The organism is Mycobacteroides sp. H003 (assembly GCF_001440135.1).
Taxonomy (GTDB): domain Bacteria; phylum Actinomycetota; class Actinomycetes; order Mycobacteriales; family Mycobacteriaceae; genus Mycobacterium; species Mycobacterium gwanakae.
On the sequence record NZ_LJYL01000013.1, the window covers coordinates 52,502 to 72,337 of the forward strand.

Consider the following 19,836-nt stretch of genomic DNA (forward strand, 5'->3'; position numbering starts at 1 on the left):
AATGAGATTAGCGGTCGTAGAGTTGAAAACATCATGACGGCCATCTACGTCCCTGAAGGTAACCCCGACACCGGTGCGGTGTGGCACTACGGCGACCCCCTCGGCGAGCAGCGGGCCGCCCTGACCGGTGCCGTTCTTGTCGATCGATCGACGCGTCCCGTCATCACCCTGACCGGCGCCGAACGGCTGAGCTGGTTGCACACGATCTCCAGTCAGCATGTCGCCGATCTGCAGGACGGCCAGACGCGCGAGAACCTCAGTCTCGACGGGCAGGGACGTGTGGAGGACCACTGGGTGCAAACCGATCTGGACGGCGTCACGTATCTGGATACCGAGCCATGGCGGGGCCAGGCACTAAAGGATTTCCTCACCAAGATGGTGTTCTGGGCGAAGGTCGAGGTCTCGTCGTCCGAACTGACGCTCTTCACCCTGCTGGGACCGGACACCTCCGGCCTGGCCGGAAAGCTGGGCATCACGGCGCTCCCCGGATTCGACCGTGCGGTCGCGCTGCCCGGCGGCGGCCTCATCAGGCGCATGCCGTGGCCACTGCCCGATGCGACATTCGACCTGCTGGTGCCCCCCGGTCACGAGCTCCCCGAACGCCTTGGCCTACGCCCCGCCGGACTGTGGGCATTCGAGGCGCTTCGCGTCGCCGCCGCGCGGCCACGACTCTCCCTGGACACCGACGAGCGGACCATCCCGCATGAGGTGGCGTGGATCGCGGTCGACGACGATCCCCGAGCCGTCCATCTGGCCAAGGGCTGCTACCGCGGGCAGGAGACCGTGGCCCGGGTCCACAATCTGGGCAAGCCACCACGGGTGCTGGTGTTGCTACATCTTGATGGCTCTGCCGATCGCCCATCCCCCGGTGACGAGGTGGCTGCCGGCGGGCGTTCGGTGGGCCGGGTGGGCTCGGTGGTCGACCATGTTGACCTGGGCCCCATAGCCCTGGCTCTGCTCAAACGTCCGGTGGTCGAGGCCCTCGCCAAGGGCGATCAGACGCCCCTCACGGCCGGGCCGGCGGCGGCCGCGATCGACCTCGATCTACTGCCCGAACTGCATGGTCAGCAGCCTGGACGCGAGGCGGTCAACCGTCTGCGACAAGGTTCGGCCCAACCGGGCGGTTAGGGCGTGCAGCAGTTGGTGGATCGGCACGCTAAACTATCGTCAGGATCGATAAACAAACTCCACCGGAGCCGCCCTGAAATCGGGCCGCTCCGCTATTGCGCGAGGGGGTTCCCCCATGGGCCGCGGCCGGGCAAAGGCAAAGCAGACCAAGGTTGCTCGCGAGCTGAAATACAGCTCTCCTAACACGGATCTCGAGCAACTCCGCCGTGAGCTTTCGGGGGCTCCGGTATCTCAGCCGGACGATGACCGCACCGGCGATCGCTGGACTGAAGACGAGGACGCCTGGCGCCGCTAGGGCTCCAGGTATCTCTTCTCCCTAGAACCTCGGGTGCTGGCCCACCAGCACCGCATTTTCGCTGCTCGAATCCTTGCCCGACTTCTTGATCGTGCCGAGGGTCCAGCAGTCGATGTGCCGTGCGGTCAGGACGGCGAGCGCCCTGTCCACGTCTTCGGGTGCGACGACGGCGACCATACCGACGCCCATGTTGAAGGTCTTCTCCATCTCGGCACGCTCGATCCGGCCGCGCTGGGCGATCATCGCGAAGATCGGGCCCGGGGTCCAACTACCGCGCTCGAGCTCGGCGACCAATCCGTCGGGAATGACCCGGGCCAGGTTGCCTGCGAGTCCGCCACCGGTGACATGGCAGAAGGTCCGCACCTCGGTCTCGGCCGCCAGCGCCAGGCAGTCCTTGGCGTAGATGCGAGTGGGCTCGAGGAGTTCCTCGCCGAGGGTGCGGCCGAACTCCTCGACCTGGCCGAACAGGTCCATCCGGTCGATCTCCAGCAGCACGTGCCGCGCCAATGAGTACCCGTTGGAATGCAGGCCCGAGGACCTCATCGCGATCACGACATCGCCCGGACGCACCCGGTCGGGTCCCAGCACCCGGTCCGCTTCGACGATGCCGACACCGGTGGCCGACAGGTCGAAATCATCGGGAGCCATCAGACCCGGATGCTCGGCGGTCTCGCCACCGAGCAGCGCGCAGCCTGCAATGGCGCATCCTTCGGCGATGCCGGCGACCAGCTCACTGACGCGTTCGGGCACCACCTTGCCGACGGCGATGTAGTCCTGCAGGAAGAGCGGCTCGGCACCGCACACCACGAGGTCATCGACGACCATGGCCACCAGGTCCAGGCCGACGGTGTCGCGTTTGTCCATGGCCTGCGCGACGGCGATCTTGGTGCCGACGCCATCGGTGGAGGCCGCGAGCACTGGCTCGCGGTACCCGCCCTTGAGGGCGAACAGCCCGGCGAAGCCGCCGATACCCCCCAGCACCTCGGGGCGGTGGGTCTTGGCGACGGATTTCTTGAACAGCTCGACCGCCCGGTCGCCGGCTTCGATATCCACACCGGCCGCGGCGTACGAGTTACTGGGTTTGTCGGCTCGCTCGCTCATATCGGGCCTTAGGCTACCTGTCCCAGCTGGCAGCGGTGTCCGCACAGCCCTACTTGAACCGTCCCGCGAATCCACGCAGCGGCAGGTCGGCCGAGGTGAGGATGCCGGGCGGGGCATCGATGACGCTCCGGATGGCGTTGAGCGCGGGCAGCCCGGTGACGGTCATTCCGACAGATGCGAAGGCGGCCGGGTCGGAGAAATCGGTGCCAGGCCGGGGAATGACCATGTGTTTGCTGTACACGCAGGGGTCACCCTGGATCTTTGTGATGTAGCAGCCCTTGACGTTCCAATGCGGCTGCGTCTTGGGGGTCATCTGCCATTCGACATGCACCTCGACCTTGGGAATGCCGCCCACAATCCCCTGATACTTCAGGTAATTGGCACCCAGGGAGCCCTTGGGCAATCGGTACCAACCGAGGTCGATATCTTCGGTGCACGCGCCCAGCTCATAGGAAAACGTGACGTCGTCGAGCTCGAGGCCGAAACAGTCGGCCATCAGGTACACGCCGTCGGCGAAGACACGGGTGCCCTTCTCCAGGAGTGCCGGGATCTCCGGGTCTTCGATGGGGCGTCCGTACCCGACCATCTCCCAGGAGTCCACCGAGTGATGACAGGACACATCCACCGATTCGATGACCGTCACGTTTTCGATCTCCGCGACATCACAGGAGTGGATGACGCCCAGGATCTGCGTGAGCCCCGGGTTCATCCCGGTGCCATAGAAGGTGGATCCGCCACGCTCGCACGCATCTTGCAGCACCTCGGTTGTCGGCCGCCCCGACGGATGCGGGTGGTTCTGGTCGCGGTGGTGTCCGGTGATCCAGTCGGCGGTGGTGACGATGTCGATGCCCGCCTCGAGCACCTTCACATAGAGATCCTCGTCGGGGAACACACCGTGGAAGGTCAGCACATCGGGTTTGGCGGCAATGATCTCTTCGACGGTACCGGTGGCGATCACGCCATTGGCTTCCAGACCCACCAACTCACCGGCGTCTCGGCCAACCTTTTCTCTTGAGTAACAATGCAATCCGGCCAGCTCGAGGTCGGGATGCCGGGCGATACGTTTGATCATCTCAGTGCCGACGTTTCCAGTCGCCACCTGAAAGACCCTGATTCCACTCATGCTCGGACATCCTCCGGATAGAACTGGGCCGCCCATTTCCGCAGGGCGATGAAGCCTTCGTATTCGGCCCGCACCAGCGCGGGCGGGTCCGAGTAACGCTGATGCGACCAGATGTGGATATCGGCGAGGAACTGGTCGATGATGGCCTGCGCAAAGGCCTTTGCGTTCTGCGGGGGTTCCGCCGCGCCGCCGGGCTCCCCCTCGCGCGGCCTTCCGATGAAGACGGTGAATCTGACGTCACAGGTCTCGTCGTCGACGGGGGTCACCGCCGAGACGGTGCGGTTGTCGATCATCCCCCAGCTCTTGGTAACGGCGACACCCAGTCCGCCGTTGATGGCCCGCACACCACTTCTCATGTCTTCGGCAGACATGCCCGGCACCTCGTCGAAGGCGATGGTGAAGTCGACATAGGAGACGGGCCGCTCGAACTCCTGCCGGGTGAACTTCGGAATGAAGGGAGTTTTGTGCACGTATTTGAAATGCGCGAAGTCAACGCCGTTTTCGAGAACGTACTGCGGATGTAGTTGGAGGCGTTCGCGATACAGGGTGCTGTGCGGATATCCCGGGTAGTAGTCCCGGGCGCTGCTGCCGTCTTCGAATCCGGTGAAGACGTCCGGGACGTCGAAATACGGGTCGAGGCCATCGACGTCGTGCCAGATGTACACGGCCTCGTTGCGTTCGATGACCGGGTAGCTTCTGATGCGCCGCAACGGATTCGGCCGCTTTTCGTAGGGGATGCACACGTTCTTGCCGTCGCGGTTCCATTCCCAGCCGTGAAAGGGACAGACGATGCGATCGCCCTCGACATGTCCACCGTGCCCGAGGTGCGCGCCGAGGTGCTCGCAGTAGGCATCCATGACGGCGAGTTCACCCGAGTGCGCGCGCCAGGCCACCATCTCGCGCCCGAAGTAGGTCATCCGGTGCACGGCACCGACGGCGATCTCCGCCGACCATGCGACCTGGAACCATCCCGTGGGCTTCATCGACAACGGCGGCTTCGGCATCGGCACCTCCCTACGCGGCGACAGTAATCCACTCCGCGCATTTTTCACAGAGACTTCTATGAAAAATTCTTCGGCGGCTAGCATCACTGAGATGAGCGAAGGGGTAGCCACGGGGCGGCGCGCCAACCGTCGCGGCCTGGCGACCCGGGAGAGCATGCTCGATGCCGCGCTGCGGGTACTTGCCTCGGGTGATCCCACCGCCGTGTCGGCGAACAGAATCGCCAAGGAGTGCGGTGCCACCTGGGGCGCGGTGAAGTACCAGTTCGGTGATATCGACGGCCTGTGGGCTGCGGTGTTGCAGCGCACCGCCGAGCGTCGCGGCGACCAGCCGTGGCGGTCCGATCCCGAAGGCCCGCTGGATCGCCGGGTCAGCAAGATCGTCGAAACCCTCTATCGAGGGTTGACGTCGCCTGACTCCCGGGCCATCGAGAACCTGCGCCGGGCACTGCCCCATGAATCTGCCGAGTTGGAACGGCTGTACCCCCATACCGCCGCCGAGCTGGCCTCATGGAAGCATCGTTGGGCGCGGGCGTGTCAACTGGCGTTCGACGGCTTGGATGTGGATCCCGTCCGGGTGCGCGAGGTGGCAGCCTTCATTCCCGGTGCCATGCGTGGACTTGTGTCGGAAAAGCAGCTGGGAACCTATTCGGATCTGGAGGAGGCCCGCCGAGGGCTGACCAACGCGATCGTCGCCTACTTAGGAGGTCACGCATGACACGCGTGCACGCATTCACCGAGGACGCCCTGGGCGACCTGGATGCCACCGGGGTCGCGGAGCGGATCGCCTCGGGAGAGGTCACCGCCGCAGAGTGTGCCGACGCCGCCATCGTGCGCCTGGAGCGCGTCAACCCTGCGCTCAATGCGGTCGAGTTCAAGGATTTTCCGCGGGCACGGGAACGCGCACAACAGATCGAGGATGCCGCCGAAGACTTCGCCGCTTTTCGGGGCGTGCCCACCGCGACAAAGTGCAACATCCATGTCGCGGGCATGCCGCTGACCGAAGGCTCCGCGGCGATTACACCGATACTGCAGACCGCAGACGGACCATTCACGCAGCAGTTCCTCAGCACCGGGTTGGTCCCTATCGCATCGACAACCATGCCCGAATACGGCTGGTCGGCCAGTACGGAACGTTCGGGCGGCTCGGTCACCCGCAACCCCTGGCATACCGACTTCTCGGCCGGAGGATCCTCGGGCGGCTCGGCGGCACTGGTGGCCGCCGGGGTGGTACCGATCGCCCACGGTAACGACGGCGGCGGTTCCATCCGGATTCCGGCGGCGGCCTGCGGTCTGGTAGGCCTCAAACCCAGTCGCGGAAGGCTTTTGGGCGATCCGTCGAGCAGCTCAGCGCCCGTGAAGATCGTCGCCGACGGGGTGCTGGTGCGCAGCGTCCGCGACTGCGCACGGTTCTTCGAGGCGGCCGAGCTGCACTATCGCAACTCCAAGCTGACGCCGATCGGCCGCGTGGATCGCCCGGTGCAGCAGCGGCTGCGCATCGGGTTGTGCATGGATTCCCCGTTCACTCCGGCCACGGATACCGCGACCCGGCAAGCGGTGAATTCCGCGGCGGAATTGCTTGAATCCCTTGGCCACACCGTCGAGCCGTACGCACCGGCGGTCCTGCCCTCTTTCAAGGTCGACTTCGAGGATTACTGGTCCTTCTTGGCGTTCGCGGTCGCCAAGGGCGGCCCCCGGTTATTCGACGGGTTCGACGCCTCCCGGCTGGATCCGCTCACGGTCGGGCTCAGCCGCAGGTTTGTCCGGCGGTCGTATCGCACGCCGCTGTTCTTGGCCCGGCTGGCCGCATCGGCCCGGGTGTACGAGCGAGGATTTACCACCGGCATCGACGCGGTGCTCACTCCGGTGCTGACCCACACCACGCCGCGGATCGGGTACCTCACCCCCGACCAGGATCCCGAGGTGTTGCTGGACAAGCTGAGCTCCTATGTGGGATTCACTCCGGTGCACAACGCATCCGGTGCTCCGGCGATATCGCTGCCGCTCGGCCAGGATCCCGACGGCCTGCCTATCGGGGTCATGTTCAGTGGCCGTCGCGGCAGTGAGCGCACGTTGCTCGAGTTGGCATTGGAGATCGAGGAGGCGCGGCCCTTCTCGCTTCTGGGCTAGCCGACCGCACGCCCACCGTGATGCCAGTCACAAACTGCCAGTGTTGCAACAAAATTGGCGTTCTCGACATGCGATCGGCCGGTTGAACACCTACCGTCGTCTTCATGCCGACGGCGTCGCACCGCGCGAGCAGTGACCTCCGGAATCCGTCTTCACATCACCCGCGTGCTGGCAGGCTGCTCGTCCTGCTGGCCACATCCATGGTCGCATCATTGGTTGTCACAGACGGGACGCCCGCTGCCCTGCGGGTGAGGCCCCAGCAGTCCGTGTCCGGTCCGGTGACACTGACGGTCGAATCGGGCTTCATCTCCCTGACCTCCAGCTCGACACCTCTGGAATCCTTGACGATCACCCGGCGCGCCACCGTCGCACTGAACCCGGGCGAGAACGGCCGGGGACTCGACGCGGTCATCACGTCCGAATCCCTCACGTCCCCCTCCGAAACCGGCAGCCCCACACCCGGGAGTATCCCGGTGGTCTTGGTACACGGGACCGCCGAGAATCAAAAGTACTGGGACGCGATGACGACAAGCCTGCACGATGCCGGAATGAAGGCATTCACTTTCGAATACGGACAGAAGGGATTCCAGGGTCTCGTCGGGTCGATCGGACAAAAGATCGGGCTGCGCGGATTCGGTGACGTCGAGGTGTCCACCCAACAACTCGCCGACGAAGTAGCGACAGTCTTGGACCGAACCGGCGCGGGCAAGGTAGACCTGGTGGGCCACTCACAGGGCGGCCTCCTGATCAAGAATTTCGTGGCGCAGGACAAATCTGACAGGGTCGCCAACGTCGTTCAGTTGGCGCCGTCGACTCACGGCACCACCTTCAGCGGGCTTGCGGACTTCATCGGCCCCGTGGGCAATTCCGTCGATATCAACGGCTGGAAGCCCGTCAAAGACGTGATCTACACGGCCGCAAGCACATTGGCGTGGCCGTCGTTAGCGCAACAAACCGTCGGCAGCCGATTTCTTGAGAAGCTCGACAAACTTCCGGACACCAAACCTGGTGTCGACTATCTGGTGGTGAGCACCAAGGACGATGTGGTGGCCACGCCGTACCGAGCTCAATTCATCACAGCGGCACCGGGTTCCACCGCGGTCAACATGGAAGTACATTCCTTGCCCGGCGTGCCGCGAGATGGGGCGGTAGACCACGGCCTGAACACCGGAGACGTCATCTCAGCGGTGACCAATTACCTCAAGTCCAGCCAGTCGGCGCCGCGCACGGCCGATCAGGTCAAGGCCAATCCGGGTACCACGCTCACCCGGGACGGTGGCACGACAACCGTGTCCGAAGGCGGGAAGGTCGTCGCGACCATCGACGAGCAACCCGGGACTGCACAACAGAACCCTGCCAAGCAATCTCGTGAACCGGTTGGTAAGTCTGTCACCGGCACCACGGTCACCACGCCCTCGGGAGCGACCCTCGCGGTGGCGGGGCGCGATGTCACGCTGAAGCGCAACGGCCAATCGGTCTCCATCAGCGAAGCGCACGGTGTGACGGTCGCCAACAGCCCGGCCGAACGGGCGCCGAGCTCCAAGAGCTCCGCACCGGCGGATCACCCCATCAAGGCAGACCAGAAGCCTTCGGTGCCCCAGCCCACGGGAATCACACCGAAAATCGGCATCGGCGCCAATGGGGTGGCCGAGCGCAGCGGGACAACGACGGGTACCAAACCCGCAGAGCACCCGACTGGCGGCACCGCAACCGATTCGCCGTCTACGAAGGCCTCGAAGACGGCGACGTCGTCGACGGATAGCGCGACGAGCGGCACGGCGACCACAAGCACCGGCACCGGGGTGCACGCCACCAACGGCACCTCCACACGCACCGGATCATCGAGCAGCCTCGGCGGGCAACAGTCCTCCACACCGAAGGCGACCACAAGCACGTCGGGATCAGGCCCTAGATCGGCAGCGGGTAGCGGCGACAGCAAGGCGGGACATTCGGGTGCGGGCTCCAGCCCGGATTCCGGCAACCACAAGAAGTCCACGGACGGGCCGTCCCACGAACACGCCGCGGGCAACTCTTAAAGGCTGCGTTGGCGACTACGTTGGCGCTCGCGTTGCTCTCTCGGATCCGGAACCGGCACCGCGGCCACCAATGTGCGGGTGTATTCGGTGGTGGGGTTATGCAGAATCTCGCGGCGCGGACCCAACTCTTCCAGGACACCATGGCGCAGCACCGCAACCTCGTCGGCCAGTCGATCCACCACGGCCAGATCGTGACTGATGAACAGGCAGGCGAACTGCCACTGACGCTGTAGTTCCTCGAACAGGTCCAGGACGGCCGCCTGCACGGACACGTCAAGCGCGCTGGTGGGCTCGTCGGCGACCAACAGGTCGGGTCCCAGGGCAAGCGCCCGGGCCAGGTTGGCACGCTGGCGTTGCCCCCCGGACAGTTCATGGGGATAACGGTTTTCCGTGCCGGCCGGAAGCTGTACGGCATCGATCAACTCGGCCACGCGGGTGAGAATCTTGCGCTGATCGCCGTATCGGTGTACCCGCATGGGCTCGGCAATACAGTCACCCACACGCATTTTCGGATTCAGCGAGGTTGCGGGGTCCTGAAAGACGAACCCGAACTTGGCGCGCAGCGGACGCAGCTTGCGTTGGCTCATGCCCACAAGCTCCTGCCCGAGCATCCGCACCGAACCCGAGGCAGGCTGCTGCAGCGCGGCCACGCATCGCCCGATGGTCGACTTTCCGGAGCCCGACTCCCCCACCAGCCCGAGGGTTTTCCCACGACCGATACTGAAGCTCACATCATCGACCGCACGGAAGGACGAGCGACCCAACAGGCCGGGGAATTCCACGACCAGTCCGGACACCTCCAGGACAGGCTCGGCCGGTTCCCCGGCCTGGGTGGGAGCATGTTCGGGATCTCCCTGCCCCAGGTGCGGGACCGCCGCCAGCAAGGCCCGGGTGTACGGTTCGGCGGGTTCAGCGAAAAGCTGTTCCACCGGCGCTATTTCGACGACCTTCCCCTGTTTCATGACGACGACTCGGTCCGCGATATCGGCCACCACACCCATGTTGTGGGTGATGAGCACGATCGCACTGCCGATTCTGTCACGCAGATCTCTGAGGAGTTCCAGGATTTCGGCCTGCACCGTCACGTCCAGGGCCGTGGTCGGTTCATCGGCGATGATGACCGTGGGGTCACACGCGATGGCGATCGCGATGACCACGCGCTGTTTCTGGCCACCGGAGAGCTGATGCGGATAGCAGTCGTAACGACGCTCCGGATCGGGCAGCTGTACAAGCTTCAGTAGTTCGATGACACGTGCGCGGGCCTGTGCGCGTGTCATATCCGAGTGCGCGCGGACTGCCTCACTCACTTGGTATCCGATGGTGAACAGTGGATCCAGTGCCGCACCCGGCTCCTGGAAAACCATGGCGATGTCCTTGCCGCGCATAGCTGTCAGCTCGCGAGCCGACAACGTGGTCACGTCGCGGCCGTCGAGCAGGACTGAACCGGTAATGCGCGCGGTCTCGGGGAGCAGCCGGATGGCAGTACGCGAGGACACCGACTTGCCCGAGCCCGACTCCCCGACGACTGCCAGCACCTCTCCCGGCCTGACGTCGAATGACACATCTTCGACGGCGGCTACGGAGCCGCTGTCGGTGCTGAAGGTCACCGATAGCGACCGGAACGACAGAGCAGCCAACGGTTCCTTCTCGCTCATGCTTCCCCCCGCCTGGTCCGCAGGAGCGGGTTGATGATCTCGTTGAGACTCTCGCCCACCAGCGTCATCCCGAGCACCACCAGCACAATCGCCGTACCGGGAAAGACGCCCGTCCACCAAATGCCGTTCGCGACATCCGATAGCGCTTTGTTCAGGTCATAGCCCCATTCGGCGGCTTGGGTGGGCTCGATACCGAAGCCGAGGAACCCCAGTCCTGCCAGCGTCAGGATGGCCTCGGCGCCGTTGAGGGTGATGATCACCGGTAGGGACGAGGTGACATTGGACAGGATGTGCCGGAACAGGATTCGTGGAGTGCTGGCACCGGTGACCCGTGCGGCGTCAACGAACGGCTCTTGTTTGACGCCAACGGTGGCGTTGCGTACCACCCGGAAGTACTGGGGCACGAAGACGGCCATGATGGCAATGGCTGCGGCGAGAATGCCTCCGCCGGTACTGGATTGACCGCCAGTGACCGCTATCGACACCACGATGGCCAGCAGCAGTGAGGGCATCGCGTACAGCGCGTCCATCACCAGCACCAGCACCCGGTCCAGCCAGCCGCCCAGGTAACCGGAGGTCAGACCCAGCGCCACGCCCACCGGCAGGGACACCACCAGCGAGGTCACTATGACCAGCAGTGCGGTGCGGGCACCGAACAGCACCCGCGAGAACACATCTTCACCACGCACCGAAGTCCCGAACCAGTGCTGCCAGGATGGTGCCTGCTGACGGACAAAATCGACACCGTCCGCACTGGTCTGGGCGAACCCGTACGGCGCCAACAGGGGCGCCAGTATCGCAACGAGAATGAACACCGCGACCAGGACCAGACCGGCCAGCAGTGTGAACCGCTGCAGGCCATGCGTGGAACGCAACAGACCCACACCCGGCACGCCGCGCAGCCGGTCCCCCAGAGGTGTCCTGACCGATGCCGTCATCAGAACCTCACCCTCGGGTCGATAAAGGCGACCACCACATCGATGACGAAACTCATCACCGCGACGATGATCGCGATCACGGTGACGATGCCCTGCACGGCGACGAAGTCACGCGCCGAAAGATAGTGCGCCAGTTGTGAGCCCAATCCATTCCATTCGAAGGCTGTTTCGGTCAGCACAGCACCGGCGAGCAGCATGGCAATCTGCATACCCATCACCGTGACCACCGGCACCAGTGAGTTCCGGAAGGCGTGCCTCCCCACGACGACTCTCTCCGAAAGCCCACGGGCGCGGGCCGCGTCCACATACCCCGCACGCAACGTCTGCAGGAGATTGACGCGCACCAATCGCAGGAACACCCCCGCGGTCAGCAGCCCGAGCGCCAGCACCGGTAGCACCAAATGTTTGAGCGCGTCCATGAAATATCCACTGTTGCCGTACAACACGGTGTCCACCAGCAGCAGGTGGGTGCGGTGCGGCATGGCATCCAGCGCGATCTCGGTCCCTACGGTGCTGCGCCCCGAGGCCGGCAACCATCCCAGTTTCACCGAGAAGAAGAGCTTGAGCAGGATCGCGACGAAGAACACCGGGGCCGCGTAGAAGAACACCGCCGCCAGCCGCAACGACACGTCGGTGACCTTGTCACGATGCGTCGCCGCCAGCCGCCCCAAGGGAATACCCACCAGCAGGGCCAAGAGGATCGCACCGGTGGCAAGCTCGAGGGTGGCGGCACCGTTGACCACGATGATGTCGGTGATCGATCGCTTGTCGGTCAATGTGCGCCCAAAGTCCCCGCGCAGCACGCCGCTGAGGTACTCCCAATATTGGGTCCAGATGGGCCGGTCGAACCCCGCCTCGGCCTTGCGTTTGGCGATCTCTGCGGGTGTGAGCCGCCCACCAGCCTGTGCGGTGATGGGATCGCCGATACCGCGCATGAGCACGAACACCAGCGTCATCAGGATCCATGCCGTCGGAATGATCAGTGCCAGACGTACCCCGAGATAGCGCAGCAGCGTGGTGCTCATGCGGCGCTGCCTGTCTTCTTCAGCGGAGTGAACTGGAATTTGAATGAGGGGCCGAGCTTGATCCCGTCGACATTCTTCACCGACACCGCAATCTGTTTCCCAGTCAGCAGCGGCAGCGTCGAAATGTGGTCCCGTGCCATCATGTCCTGGATCTGGCCGATGATGCTCAGGCGCTTGGCCCGGTCAGGTTCGGTGGCCTCGGCGGTGATGAGCCGCGTGATGGTGTCGTTCTCGAAATGGTTCACGACCATGTTGTCCGGCATGAAGAATGGCGTCAGATAGTTGTCAGGATCGGGGAAATCGGGAAACCAACCGAACTGATATACGGGATACGAGTCCGATGACCGCCTCTCCTGGTAGGCGACCCACTCTGTCGACTGCAAGTCGACCCGAAAAAGGCCGGACGACTCGAGTTGTCCCTTGACCGCCGCGTACTCCTCCGATGAATTGCTGCCGTAATGATCCGGGTTGTACTGCAGATTAATCAGCACCGGGACTGAAATCTTGGCATCGGACAAGAACTTTCGAGCCAAATCTACGTTGGGTTTGGCCCCATAGAGCGTCTTGAATGATTCGGTAGCACCTGCCATGGAGTCCGGCACCACCGAATAGGCCGGGGTATAGATTCCCTTGTACACGTTGCGGGACAGTGCTTCACGGTCGACCAACGAGGACACTGCCTTGCGGACGGCGAGCTTCTGGGCATCCGTGCCGCCCGGCATGGTCTTGAGATTGAAGACGATGTACCTGAGCTCGCCACCGGGCCCCTCATGTACGGCAAGGCGCGGATTGACCCGCAATGTCTCGATATCGTTGGGGGACAGACTCCGGTAGGCGATATCGATGGCCCGGTTCTCGATGTCGATCTTCAGGTTCTCGCCACCGGTGTAGTACTTGATACCTACTAGCTCCCATTGCGGCTTACCCAGTCCGCCAATGTATGTGGGATTGGCCCGCAGCCCGATCAGCTGGTTCTTGCTGTGCGAGGTAATGGTGTAGGGGCCTGCGAACGGCTCGGCGCGCGCGATGGCGTCGTCATCGAGCAGCCGGTCCGCCGGGAAGACCTCTTCATCGATGATGGGTCCGGCATTGGTGGCGAGCACCTGAGGAAACGTCTGATCGTTGGGGAGTTTAAGCCGGAAGTCGACGGTCAGGTCATCGGGCGTCTCAACACGATCGAGATTGGCCAGCAGCGACTGCGGCCCGTTGGGATCGTCGATCACGCGCTCGCGGTCATACGAATACTTCACATCCGAGGACGTCAGCTTGTGCCCGTTGGCGAACACGGAGCCCGGCTTGAGCGTGCAGCTGTATACCGTGGGGTTTTTGAAGCCGCACGATGACGCCAAGTCGGGTTTGAGGTCGCCGGTCCCCGGGGTGAAGTTCATCAAAAATGGGTAGACCTGGTTCTCGACCTGAAACGAGCCATTGTCGTAGGCCCCCGCCGGGTCGAGGGTGGACACGCGGTCCGTAGTGCCCACCGTGAGGTACTCGCCGTCGACAGCTCCCGGTGGCCTACCCACCCCACACCCGGCAACGAGCAGCACGGATGCGGCCACGGCCAGTTTGCGCATCCGACGAGTATGGCAACACTTGCCCCAACCCGCTGAGGTGCGGTGCAATACATGTCACAAGGCCGACCAAGCGAGCGTTAGGTAGGTTGGTTGCGATCCCGCCGTCCGCGTCAGCGCCGGGCGGTCACGACACCCGAGCCACATGAGGGACTGAAATGAAGACTGCCGTCACCGGAGCCGCCGGCTTCATTGGTACCAACCTAGTCAATCTCCTCGTGGAGAACGGCCATGACGTGGTCGCCATCGACCGCGTAGTGCCCAGCTCACCGGAGACCCGCAGCGCCGTGACCTGGGTATCCGGCGATGTACTCGACCTGGCGTCGATGGCCAAGGCCCTCGAAGGCGTCGAGGTGGTCTACCACCTGGTGGCCGTCATCACCCTCAAACACGAAGACGAGCTGTGCTGGCGCATCAACACCGAAGGTGCGCGCACCGTCGCGCAGGCCGCCCTCACCGTCGGAGCCCGCCGGATGGTGCACTGCAGCTCCATCGACTCGTACTCCAACAGCGTGGCAACCATCGACGAGAAGTCGCCGCGCTCGACGGGTGCCGACTTGCCCGTCTACCAGCGCTCCAAATGGGGTGGAGAAGTAGCTGTGCGTGAGGTCATCGAGTCCGGGCTCGATGCCGTCATCGGCAATCCCACCGGGGTTTACGGTCCGGTGGACCTGCCCAACCTGTCGCGGATCAACCAGCTGCTGTTCAACAGTGCGCGCGGCCGACTGCCCGGCATGGTGAACAGCCAGTACGACCTTGTCGATGCCCGCGATGTCGCGGCCGGCCTCTACCTGGCCGGAGAGAAGGGCCGCACCGGCGAGAACTACCTCCTTGGCGGCTACATGGGCAGCCTGTTGCAGGTGTGCCGACTGGCTGCTCAGCACGTCGGCAAGCGCGGCCCGTTGTTCGCGCTGCCCATGGGACTTCTCAACGCCGCCATCCCGGTCATCGAGCCGATCGGCAAGCTGCTGAAGAACGATGCACTGAGCCGCGCCGCATTCAACAAACTGACCGTGTCACCCGCCGTCGATATCACCAAGGCCCGGACCGAGCTCGGCTATGACCCACGGTCCACGGCGACAACGGTGACCGAGCTGGTGGACTTCTTCGTCAGTTCGGGTCGGCTCTAGCCCCACGCGCGAGCCCCACATTGGGCACCAGCACATCGATCGGGGCGTTGCCAGGTTCCCGTATGAGGTCCTGGTCGAATTTCCCTGACCTGCCCAGGGAGGCCAGGTCAGCGGCCACCTCGTGGATGCGGCAGCCGGATCATCCATGTCGAAATCACGGACATAGGAAGGGAAATCGCGACGACCTGCCCGTCAGGGAACGGATCGAGCTATTCGCCCATATTGGTCGAGATGGCAGAGGCCCTGCGCGCGCGTGCAATTGACGTGCCGCAGCGTCGTGGTAGTTGAAACTGGCAACAATTTATACCAAGATCACCTCTCGAATCTTGAATCTGGAGGTGACGTGGAGCAGCTGTCCATCCCGCCGCATTGGGGCACCGTGGCGACGGAACTGGCACAGCGACAGGGCATAGACCCCGCCAAAATACTGATGGATGTGCAGGTTTCACCGCGATTCCTTACTGGCGAGCCTGCGGTGCTCAGCCGCGAGCAGATTCGAACCATGGTGTGCGAGGTACTTGCCCGCACACGCGACCTGTCATTCGGCATCAGCCCCATGCCGGTCCCGCCCGAGACGCTTCAGGTCCTCTTGTTCAGCCTCGCAACCTCGGAAAATGCCGGCGCGGCATTGGACCGCTGGACGGCATTCCGGGACGCGATGCCGCTGGTACCGCATATGACGGCAACCAGATCCGGAGATCGCGCCACCGTGGAGATCGAGGTATCCGCGCTCAAGCTGCCCGACGCCACGGTGACCGAGTGGAGCCTGGCCATCGTCGTGCGAGTCTGGAGCTGGTTGACCATGCGGTCGATCCGCGTCGAACGCATTCGCGTCCCGCAAGCACGCCCGATCGGACGGTCGGATCACAGTAATATCCTCGGGGCTCCGATCGAGTTCGGTAGTGCTTCGGCCACAATGATTCTGGATGCCGAGGTCCTCGACGCCCCGATCTTGCGCACCGAGGCGGAGATAACATCGCTCCTCGACCATCCCGAAGAGATCTGGTTCGACGTCCGAGGTTATGACCAGCAGTTACCCGAGCGTATCGAGCGAATCGTCAGATCGAGCATCGGGCAGAGGATTCCAAGCGTGAGCGATATCGCGACCGCTCTGAACATGACATCCTCGGCCCTACAGCGTGCCCTTCGAAGCGAGTTCGGCACCTCGGTGCGAGAAATCAGGGACGCCGCACTCCGCGATGAAGCCATCAGGAGCCTGGAGAGCGGAGCAGAATCTCTCAGCGATCTATCGATCCGCCTTGGCTTTTCGGAGTTGAGCGCTTTTACCCGCGCCTTCCGGCGCTGGACGGGAGCTTCGCCGGCTCAGTACCGCGACGGTGCGCGTTCGGTCAAGTAATTCGCCCAATTCGGTCATCGCACGCTCCCCTTCCATCCCGTAACCTCGGGCCAACGCGATCCGAGGGGGAGAGTTTGCTATCGGCTGAACGGCGTTTCGAGTTCTCCCGCAGTCTTGAGGAAATCTCTTCGGTGGCCGACTTCGAGCTACCGTCCTCCAGCGACATCGAACCCGGCAATCACGCGCCGTTCGCGTTCACCGATGGAGCTCGTCGGCTCGGTGATCTCACCGTCGGTGACGAATTCACCACGCAGACCGGAATCGCCGGTCTCATGACACCCATCGAATGGGTCGTCGTCGAAATCACCCACACGACACAACTTCTCGCCGCCCGCCGGGGCCGCTATCAGGTGGTGTCGCAGGGATTGCAGGGGGCGACCGCCACCGTCGTGCTCAACGTCTACGAACAGACACCGTCAGTGGTGGCGGAACTGTTCGTCCTGATCGACGAGGTAATCCTGACCGGTGACCTTCAGCATTCGTTCATGACAGCACTCGACGGCATGATCGACACCCAGGTTGAACTCATCAAAGCCAACTCAGAAGTGCTTCGGGACGTCACCGTCGTTGAGGAGTATCCACCGCGGGGACGTCAGCCCTAACGCGCTTGAACGGGATCCGCGCTGTCGCTTGATGTCTCCCGTGCGGTCGCCGCGAGCATGTTTTCGACCACATTCTTGCCGAGCGCCGTTTCCTTCGGCAGCTCGATCGGGTACTGACCGTCAAAGCATGCACAGCACAACCGCGACCGGGGCTCCTGGGTGGCGGCGACCATTCCTTCGGCAGAGATATACCCCAGGCTGTCGGCACCGATCGCGGTGCGGACACCATCGAACATCTCGTCGTCCGACTCCACCGCGTTGGCGATGAGTTCTGCGGGAGAAGCGAAGTCGATGCCGTAGAAGCATGGCCAGCGCACCGGCGGCGACGCAATGCGCACGTGCACCTCGGCCGCCCCGGCCTCGCGCAACATCCGCACCAGTGCCCGCTGGGTGTTGCCACGAACGATCGAATCATCTACCACCACAAGCCGCTTGCCTCGGATCACCTCGCGAAGAGGATTGAGCTTCAGGCGGATGCCGAGCTGGCGGATGGTCTGCGACGGCTGGATGAACGTGCGGCCCACATAGGCGTTCTTCATCAATCCCTGCCCATACGGAATACCCGAGCCTTGCGCGTACCCGACGGCCGCCGGGATCCCGGATTCGGGAACACCGATCACCAGGTCCGCGTCTACGGAGTGTTCGGCCGCAAGCCGGCGCCCGATCTCGACGCGGGTGGAGTGCACGGAACGTCCGTCGAGCATGCTGTCAGGCCGGGCCAGGTACACGTACTCGAAGACACAGGTCTTGGGGGTCGCGTTGGCGAATCGGCTGGAGCGAACGCCGTCGGCGTCAATGGCCAGTAGCTCGCCGGGCTCGATGTCCCGCACGAAGGAGGCGCCCACGATGTCCAGGGCCGCGGTCTCCGAGGCGACCACCCAACCGGTGTCGAGACGGCCCAGGCACAGCGGCCTGACCCCGTGCGGGTCGCGCGCCGCGTACAGCGTGTTCTCATCCATGAACACCAGACAGAACGCGCCACGAACGGTGGGCAGCAGCGACATCGCCGCTTGCTCGATGGTGGTATCGGCGGCACCGTGCGCCAACAGTGCGCCCATGATGTCCGAGTCGGTCGTGGCCATACCCGGAGTCTTCGGGTTGATAAGCCCCGCGTCGCGCGCCCGTTCGGTGAGTTCGGCCGTATTGACCAGGTTCCCGTTGTGTCCCAACGCCACCCCGGTGCCTGCAGCTGTCGTCCGGAACACGGGTTGAGCGTTCTCCCAGGTCACCGAGCCGGTGGTGGAGTAACGGCAGTGCCCGATCGCGACATGTCCGAGCATGGCGGCAAGCGTCTGCTCGTCGAACACCTGACTGACCAGACCGAGATCCTTGAACACAACCACCTGCGAGCCATCGGCGACAGCGATACCGGCGGCCTCCTGGCCGCGGTGCTGCAGCGCGTACAGGCCGTAGTACGTGAGTTTTGCTACTTCTTCGCCGGGTGCCCAGACCCCGAATACGCCGCATTCTTCACGAGGGTCGTTTTCCAACTCAATCGGCTGTGCGGTCACTATGGCTGCTCCCTGGTGGGGGGGGTGGGTGACCACATCAGTCTACGGGTGAAGGTAGCTGAACGCTGAATCGGCAGGCCGCGCCCGGGAAAAGTGCCCGTGGATAGCGTCGCGACGTGATCGATGCCACTGCGGGGCCCTTATCGTGGTGCCCTGAGCGACGAGTTCCACGACGCCTGGCTAGCCGAGCGGCACCAACGGCAGCCAGTCCGCGATCTCGGCGGCACGTGATCCGGACACGGTGACAGTGCGTCCGGCGACGGCTCCGTCCAACGTCAGCAGACCCGTCGCCAAGAGCAGCCAGGTACGCGGGGTGGTCTCCACCACGTTGGGCGGGGTGCCGCGGGTATGACGCGGACCCGAGATGCATTGCACTGCGACGAAGGGCGGTACCCGTACTTCTACGGACGCCCCGGGAGCATCTGCGGCGAGAGTTCGGGCGGTGAATCGGACGGCATCAGCGAGTGCCGCGCGTTCCGGCTCGGGCGCTTGCGCATCACGCAACCAGTCCGCGATCGCGAGTACTGCCGCCCGCGTCGAGGACGCGTCGGGCGGGCGAGCTGGCATGCTCGCCAGCCTATCCGTGGAGCGCCGGAGCCCGGCCCGGGAACCTACGCCCCGTCGCAGATTCCCGAGTCCCGAATGGTGTTGCCGTAGACATTGGCCGTGGCGATGTTGGCGTTGATCACGCCGGATGGCAACTGCTGCTTGATCTTGTCGCTGATCTGAGTGAACTGGAACCACAGGTGATAGAACGAGTCGCCGTTGTACAGCGGCGAGTACTGGCTCTGATCTGGGTAGTTGGTGATGTACAAGGCGTGCACTCGAGGATCCAGGAACGCCGCAGATTGGTCCAGGTTGGCGGTCACCACGTTGCCGACAGTGTCCGACCCCGAGGCCGCCCAGACGTCGTGGTGATCACGTAGGTAGTTCTGGAATCCGTACACCGACCCCATCAAGGTGCCGTACTGCGCGTTGAACCACTGGCAGGAATCACGCAGCGCCGTGACCTGCTCATCGGTCGCGCGGTTCTGCCACATGTTGTACGGGAACACCGAGGTGTCCGGCGACCAGTCCGACGGGTACGGGACGAACACGGGTAACGACGCGCCCGCTCCGGGCTCGGCGCTTGCCGGTGCGGCGAGCGCCACTCCGGCGGCCAGCGCCATACTGGCCAGCACTGCACCGGTCCTGCTCATCCACTTCGAGACCATCTGTGCAGTATTCCGCCGA

18 protein-coding genes are annotated in these 19,836 nt (G+C 64.0%); 8 read left to right on the top strand and 10 right to left on the bottom strand.

The features are described from left to right. Positions 1-33: 33 nt before the first annotated feature. Together AOT87_RS10240 and AOT87_RS10245 are read left to right on the top strand one after the other, a co-directional pair. Positions 34-1,128 (top strand): folate-binding protein YgfZ, encoded by a 1,095-nt coding sequence (locus AOT87_RS10240; RefSeq protein ID WP_057969365.1) that lies wholly within the window; start codon positions 34-36, stop codon positions 1,126-1,128. Positions 1,129-1,243: 115 nt separating this feature from the next. Further along, a complete protein-coding gene (locus AOT87_RS10245; protein WP_030094235.1) occupies positions 1,244-1,423 on the top strand; it encodes a DUF3073 domain-containing protein in 180 nt (59 codons plus the stop codon). A 21-nt stretch (positions 1,424-1,444) separates the two neighbouring features. On the opposite strand, the gene purM is transcribed toward AOT87_RS10245, so the two are convergent. From purM to AOT87_RS10260, 3 genes are read right to left on the bottom strand one after another with little or no spacing between them, the layout of a single operon-like run. Beyond that, positions 1,445-2,524 (bottom strand): phosphoribosylformylglycinamidine cyclo-ligase, encoded by a 1,080-nt coding sequence (gene purM / locus AOT87_RS10250; protein WP_057969364.1) that lies wholly within the window; start codon positions 2,522-2,524, stop codon positions 1,445-1,447. A 49-nt stretch (positions 2,525-2,573) separates the two neighbouring features. Then, on the bottom strand, positions 2,574-3,647 hold the full coding sequence (locus tag AOT87_RS10255; RefSeq protein WP_057969363.1) for a dihydrodipicolinate reductase: 1,074 nt from the start codon (positions 3,645-3,647) through the stop codon (positions 2,574-2,576). Further along, on the bottom strand, positions 3,644-4,651 hold the full coding sequence (locus AOT87_RS10260; RefSeq protein ID WP_057969362.1) for a Rieske 2Fe-2S domain-containing protein: 1,008 nt from the start codon (positions 4,649-4,651) through the stop codon (positions 3,644-3,646). Before AOT87_RS10260 ends, AOT87_RS10255 begins: the two co-directional genes overlap by 4 nt. Positions 4,652-4,742: 91 nt before the next feature. Between AOT87_RS10260 and AOT87_RS10265 the strand changes: the two genes are divergently transcribed. The 3 genes from AOT87_RS10265 to AOT87_RS10275 all read left to right on the top strand — a co-directional run bounded on the left by AOT87_RS10265 (position 4,743) and on the right by AOT87_RS10275 (position 8,814). Beyond that, positions 4,743-5,366 carry a TetR family transcriptional regulator gene (locus tag AOT87_RS10265; RefSeq protein WP_044104496.1) on the top strand — a complete coding sequence of 208 codons (624 nt, stop codon included), beginning with the start codon at positions 4,743-4,745 and terminating at the stop codon, positions 5,364-5,366. Continuing rightward, on the top strand, positions 5,363-6,778 hold the full coding sequence (locus tag AOT87_RS10270; protein ID WP_057969361.1) for an amidase: 1,416 nt from the start codon (positions 5,363-5,365) through the stop codon (positions 6,776-6,778). The genes AOT87_RS10265 and AOT87_RS10270 overlap by 4 nt, the downstream gene beginning before the upstream one ends. Before the next feature lie 104 nt (positions 6,779-6,882). Next, a complete protein-coding gene (locus AOT87_RS10275; RefSeq protein WP_057969360.1) occupies positions 6,883-8,814 on the top strand; it encodes an alpha/beta fold hydrolase in 1,932 nt (643 codons plus the stop codon). On the opposite strand, the gene AOT87_RS10280 is transcribed toward AOT87_RS10275, so the two are convergent. The 4 genes from AOT87_RS10280 to AOT87_RS10295 are packed head-to-tail and all read right to left on the bottom strand — an operon-like array spanning position 8,811 to position 13,955. Continuing rightward, positions 8,811-10,469 carry an ABC transporter ATP-binding protein gene (locus tag AOT87_RS10280; protein WP_057969359.1) on the bottom strand — a complete coding sequence of 553 codons (1,659 nt, stop codon included), beginning with the start codon at positions 10,467-10,469 and terminating at the stop codon, positions 8,811-8,813. The two genes, AOT87_RS10275 and AOT87_RS10280, sit on opposite strands and share 4 nt — an antisense overlap. Beyond that, positions 10,466-11,407, bottom strand: coding sequence for an ABC transporter permease (locus AOT87_RS10285; protein WP_057969358.1), 942 nt, complete (start codon positions 11,405-11,407; stop codon positions 10,466-10,468). Before AOT87_RS10285 ends, AOT87_RS10280 begins: the two co-directional genes overlap by 4 nt. Next, a complete protein-coding gene (locus tag AOT87_RS10290) occupies positions 11,407-12,432 on the bottom strand; it encodes an ABC transporter permease (protein ID WP_057969357.1) in 1,026 nt (341 codons plus the stop codon). The genes AOT87_RS10285 and AOT87_RS10290 overlap by 1 nt, the downstream gene beginning before the upstream one ends. Beyond that, positions 12,429-13,955, bottom strand: coding sequence for an ABC transporter substrate-binding protein (locus AOT87_RS10295; protein ID WP_081343290.1), 1,527 nt, complete (start codon positions 13,953-13,955; stop codon positions 12,429-12,431). Before AOT87_RS10295 ends, AOT87_RS10290 begins: the two co-directional genes overlap by 4 nt. Before the next feature lie 206 nt (positions 13,956-14,161). Between AOT87_RS10295 and AOT87_RS10300 the strand changes: the two genes are divergently transcribed. From AOT87_RS10300 to AOT87_RS10310, 3 genes are all read left to right on the top strand, one after another. Further along, on the top strand, positions 14,162-15,133 hold the full coding sequence (locus AOT87_RS10300; RefSeq protein WP_057969355.1) for an NAD-dependent epimerase/dehydratase family protein: 972 nt from the start codon (positions 14,162-14,164) through the stop codon (positions 15,131-15,133). 343 nt (positions 15,134-15,476) lie between these two features. Beyond that, positions 15,477-16,490: an AraC family transcriptional regulator gene (locus tag AOT87_RS10305; protein ID WP_057969354.1), complete on the top strand. Its 1,014-nt coding sequence runs from the start codon at positions 15,477-15,479 to the stop codon at positions 16,488-16,490. 74 nt (positions 16,491-16,564) lie between these two features. Then, a complete protein-coding gene (locus tag AOT87_RS10310) occupies positions 16,565-17,092 on the top strand; it encodes a hypothetical protein (RefSeq protein WP_057969353.1) in 528 nt (175 codons plus the stop codon). Here the strand turns inward: AOT87_RS10310 and purF are convergent. The 3 genes from purF to AOT87_RS10325 form a co-directional block, all read right to left on the bottom strand. Further along, entirely contained in the window at positions 17,089-18,603 is a 1,515-nt protein-coding gene (gene purF / locus AOT87_RS10315; RefSeq protein WP_030094221.1) for an amidophosphoribosyltransferase, read from the bottom strand. The two genes, AOT87_RS10310 and purF, sit on opposite strands and share 4 nt — an antisense overlap. Positions 18,604-18,783: 180 nt before the next feature. Then, complete coding sequence (locus AOT87_RS10320) at positions 18,784-19,170, bottom strand: sterol carrier family protein (protein ID WP_057969352.1); 387 nt, start codon at positions 19,168-19,170, stop codon at positions 18,784-18,786. Positions 19,171-19,214: 44 nt separating this feature from the next. After that, the gene (locus AOT87_RS10325) at positions 19,215-19,817 is read right to left on the bottom strand and encodes a hypothetical protein (protein ID WP_057969351.1); all 603 of its coding nucleotides are present in this window, start codon (positions 19,815-19,817) and stop codon (positions 19,215-19,217) included. Positions 19,818-19,836: the final 19 nt, after the last annotated feature.

Excerpts from the sequence above, each read along its gene's own strand:
- AOT87_RS10300 (WP_057969355.1), top strand. The coding sequence starts at position 14,162 with ATGAAGACTGCCGTCACCGGAGCCGCCGGCTTCATTGGTACCAACCTA.
- AOT87_RS10275 (WP_057969360.1), top strand. The coding sequence starts at position 6,883 with ATGCCGACGGCGTCGCACCGCGCGAGCAGTGACCTCCGGAATCCGTCT.
- AOT87_RS10285 (WP_057969358.1), bottom strand. The coding sequence starts at position 11,407 with ATGACGGCATCGGTCAGGACACCTCTGGGGGACCGGCTGCGCGGCGTG.
- purM (WP_057969364.1), bottom strand. The coding sequence starts at position 2,524 with ATGAGCGAGCGAGCCGACAAACCCAGTAACTCGTACGCCGCGGCCGGT.
- AOT87_RS10270 (WP_057969361.1), top strand. The coding sequence starts at position 5,363 with ATGACACGCGTGCACGCATTCACCGAGGACGCCCTGGGCGACCTGGAT.
- AOT87_RS10320 (WP_057969352.1), bottom strand. The coding sequence starts at position 19,170 with ATGCCAGCTCGCCCGCCCGACGCGTCCTCGACGCGGGCGGCAGTACTC.
- AOT87_RS10240 (WP_057969365.1), top strand. The coding sequence starts at position 34 with ATGACGGCCATCTACGTCCCTGAAGGTAACCCCGACACCGGTGCGGTG.
- AOT87_RS10260 (WP_057969362.1), bottom strand. The coding sequence starts at position 4,651 with ATGCCGAAGCCGCCGTTGTCGATGAAGCCCACGGGATGGTTCCAGGTC.
- AOT87_RS10245 (WP_030094235.1), top strand. The coding sequence starts at position 1,244 with ATGGGCCGCGGCCGGGCAAAGGCAAAGCAGACCAAGGTTGCTCGCGAG.
- AOT87_RS10325 (WP_057969351.1), bottom strand. The coding sequence starts at position 19,817 with ATGGTCTCGAAGTGGATGAGCAGGACCGGTGCAGTGCTGGCCAGTATG.
- AOT87_RS10280 (WP_057969359.1), bottom strand. The coding sequence starts at position 10,469 with ATGAGCGAGAAGGAACCGTTGGCTGCTCTGTCGTTCCGGTCGCTATCG.
- AOT87_RS10265 (WP_044104496.1), top strand. The coding sequence starts at position 4,743 with ATGAGCGAAGGGGTAGCCACGGGGCGGCGCGCCAACCGTCGCGGCCTG.
- AOT87_RS10290 (WP_057969357.1), bottom strand. The coding sequence starts at position 12,432 with ATGAGCACCACGCTGCTGCGCTATCTCGGGGTACGTCTGGCACTGATC.
- AOT87_RS10255 (WP_057969363.1), bottom strand. The coding sequence starts at position 3,647 with ATGAGTGGAATCAGGGTCTTTCAGGTGGCGACTGGAAACGTCGGCACT.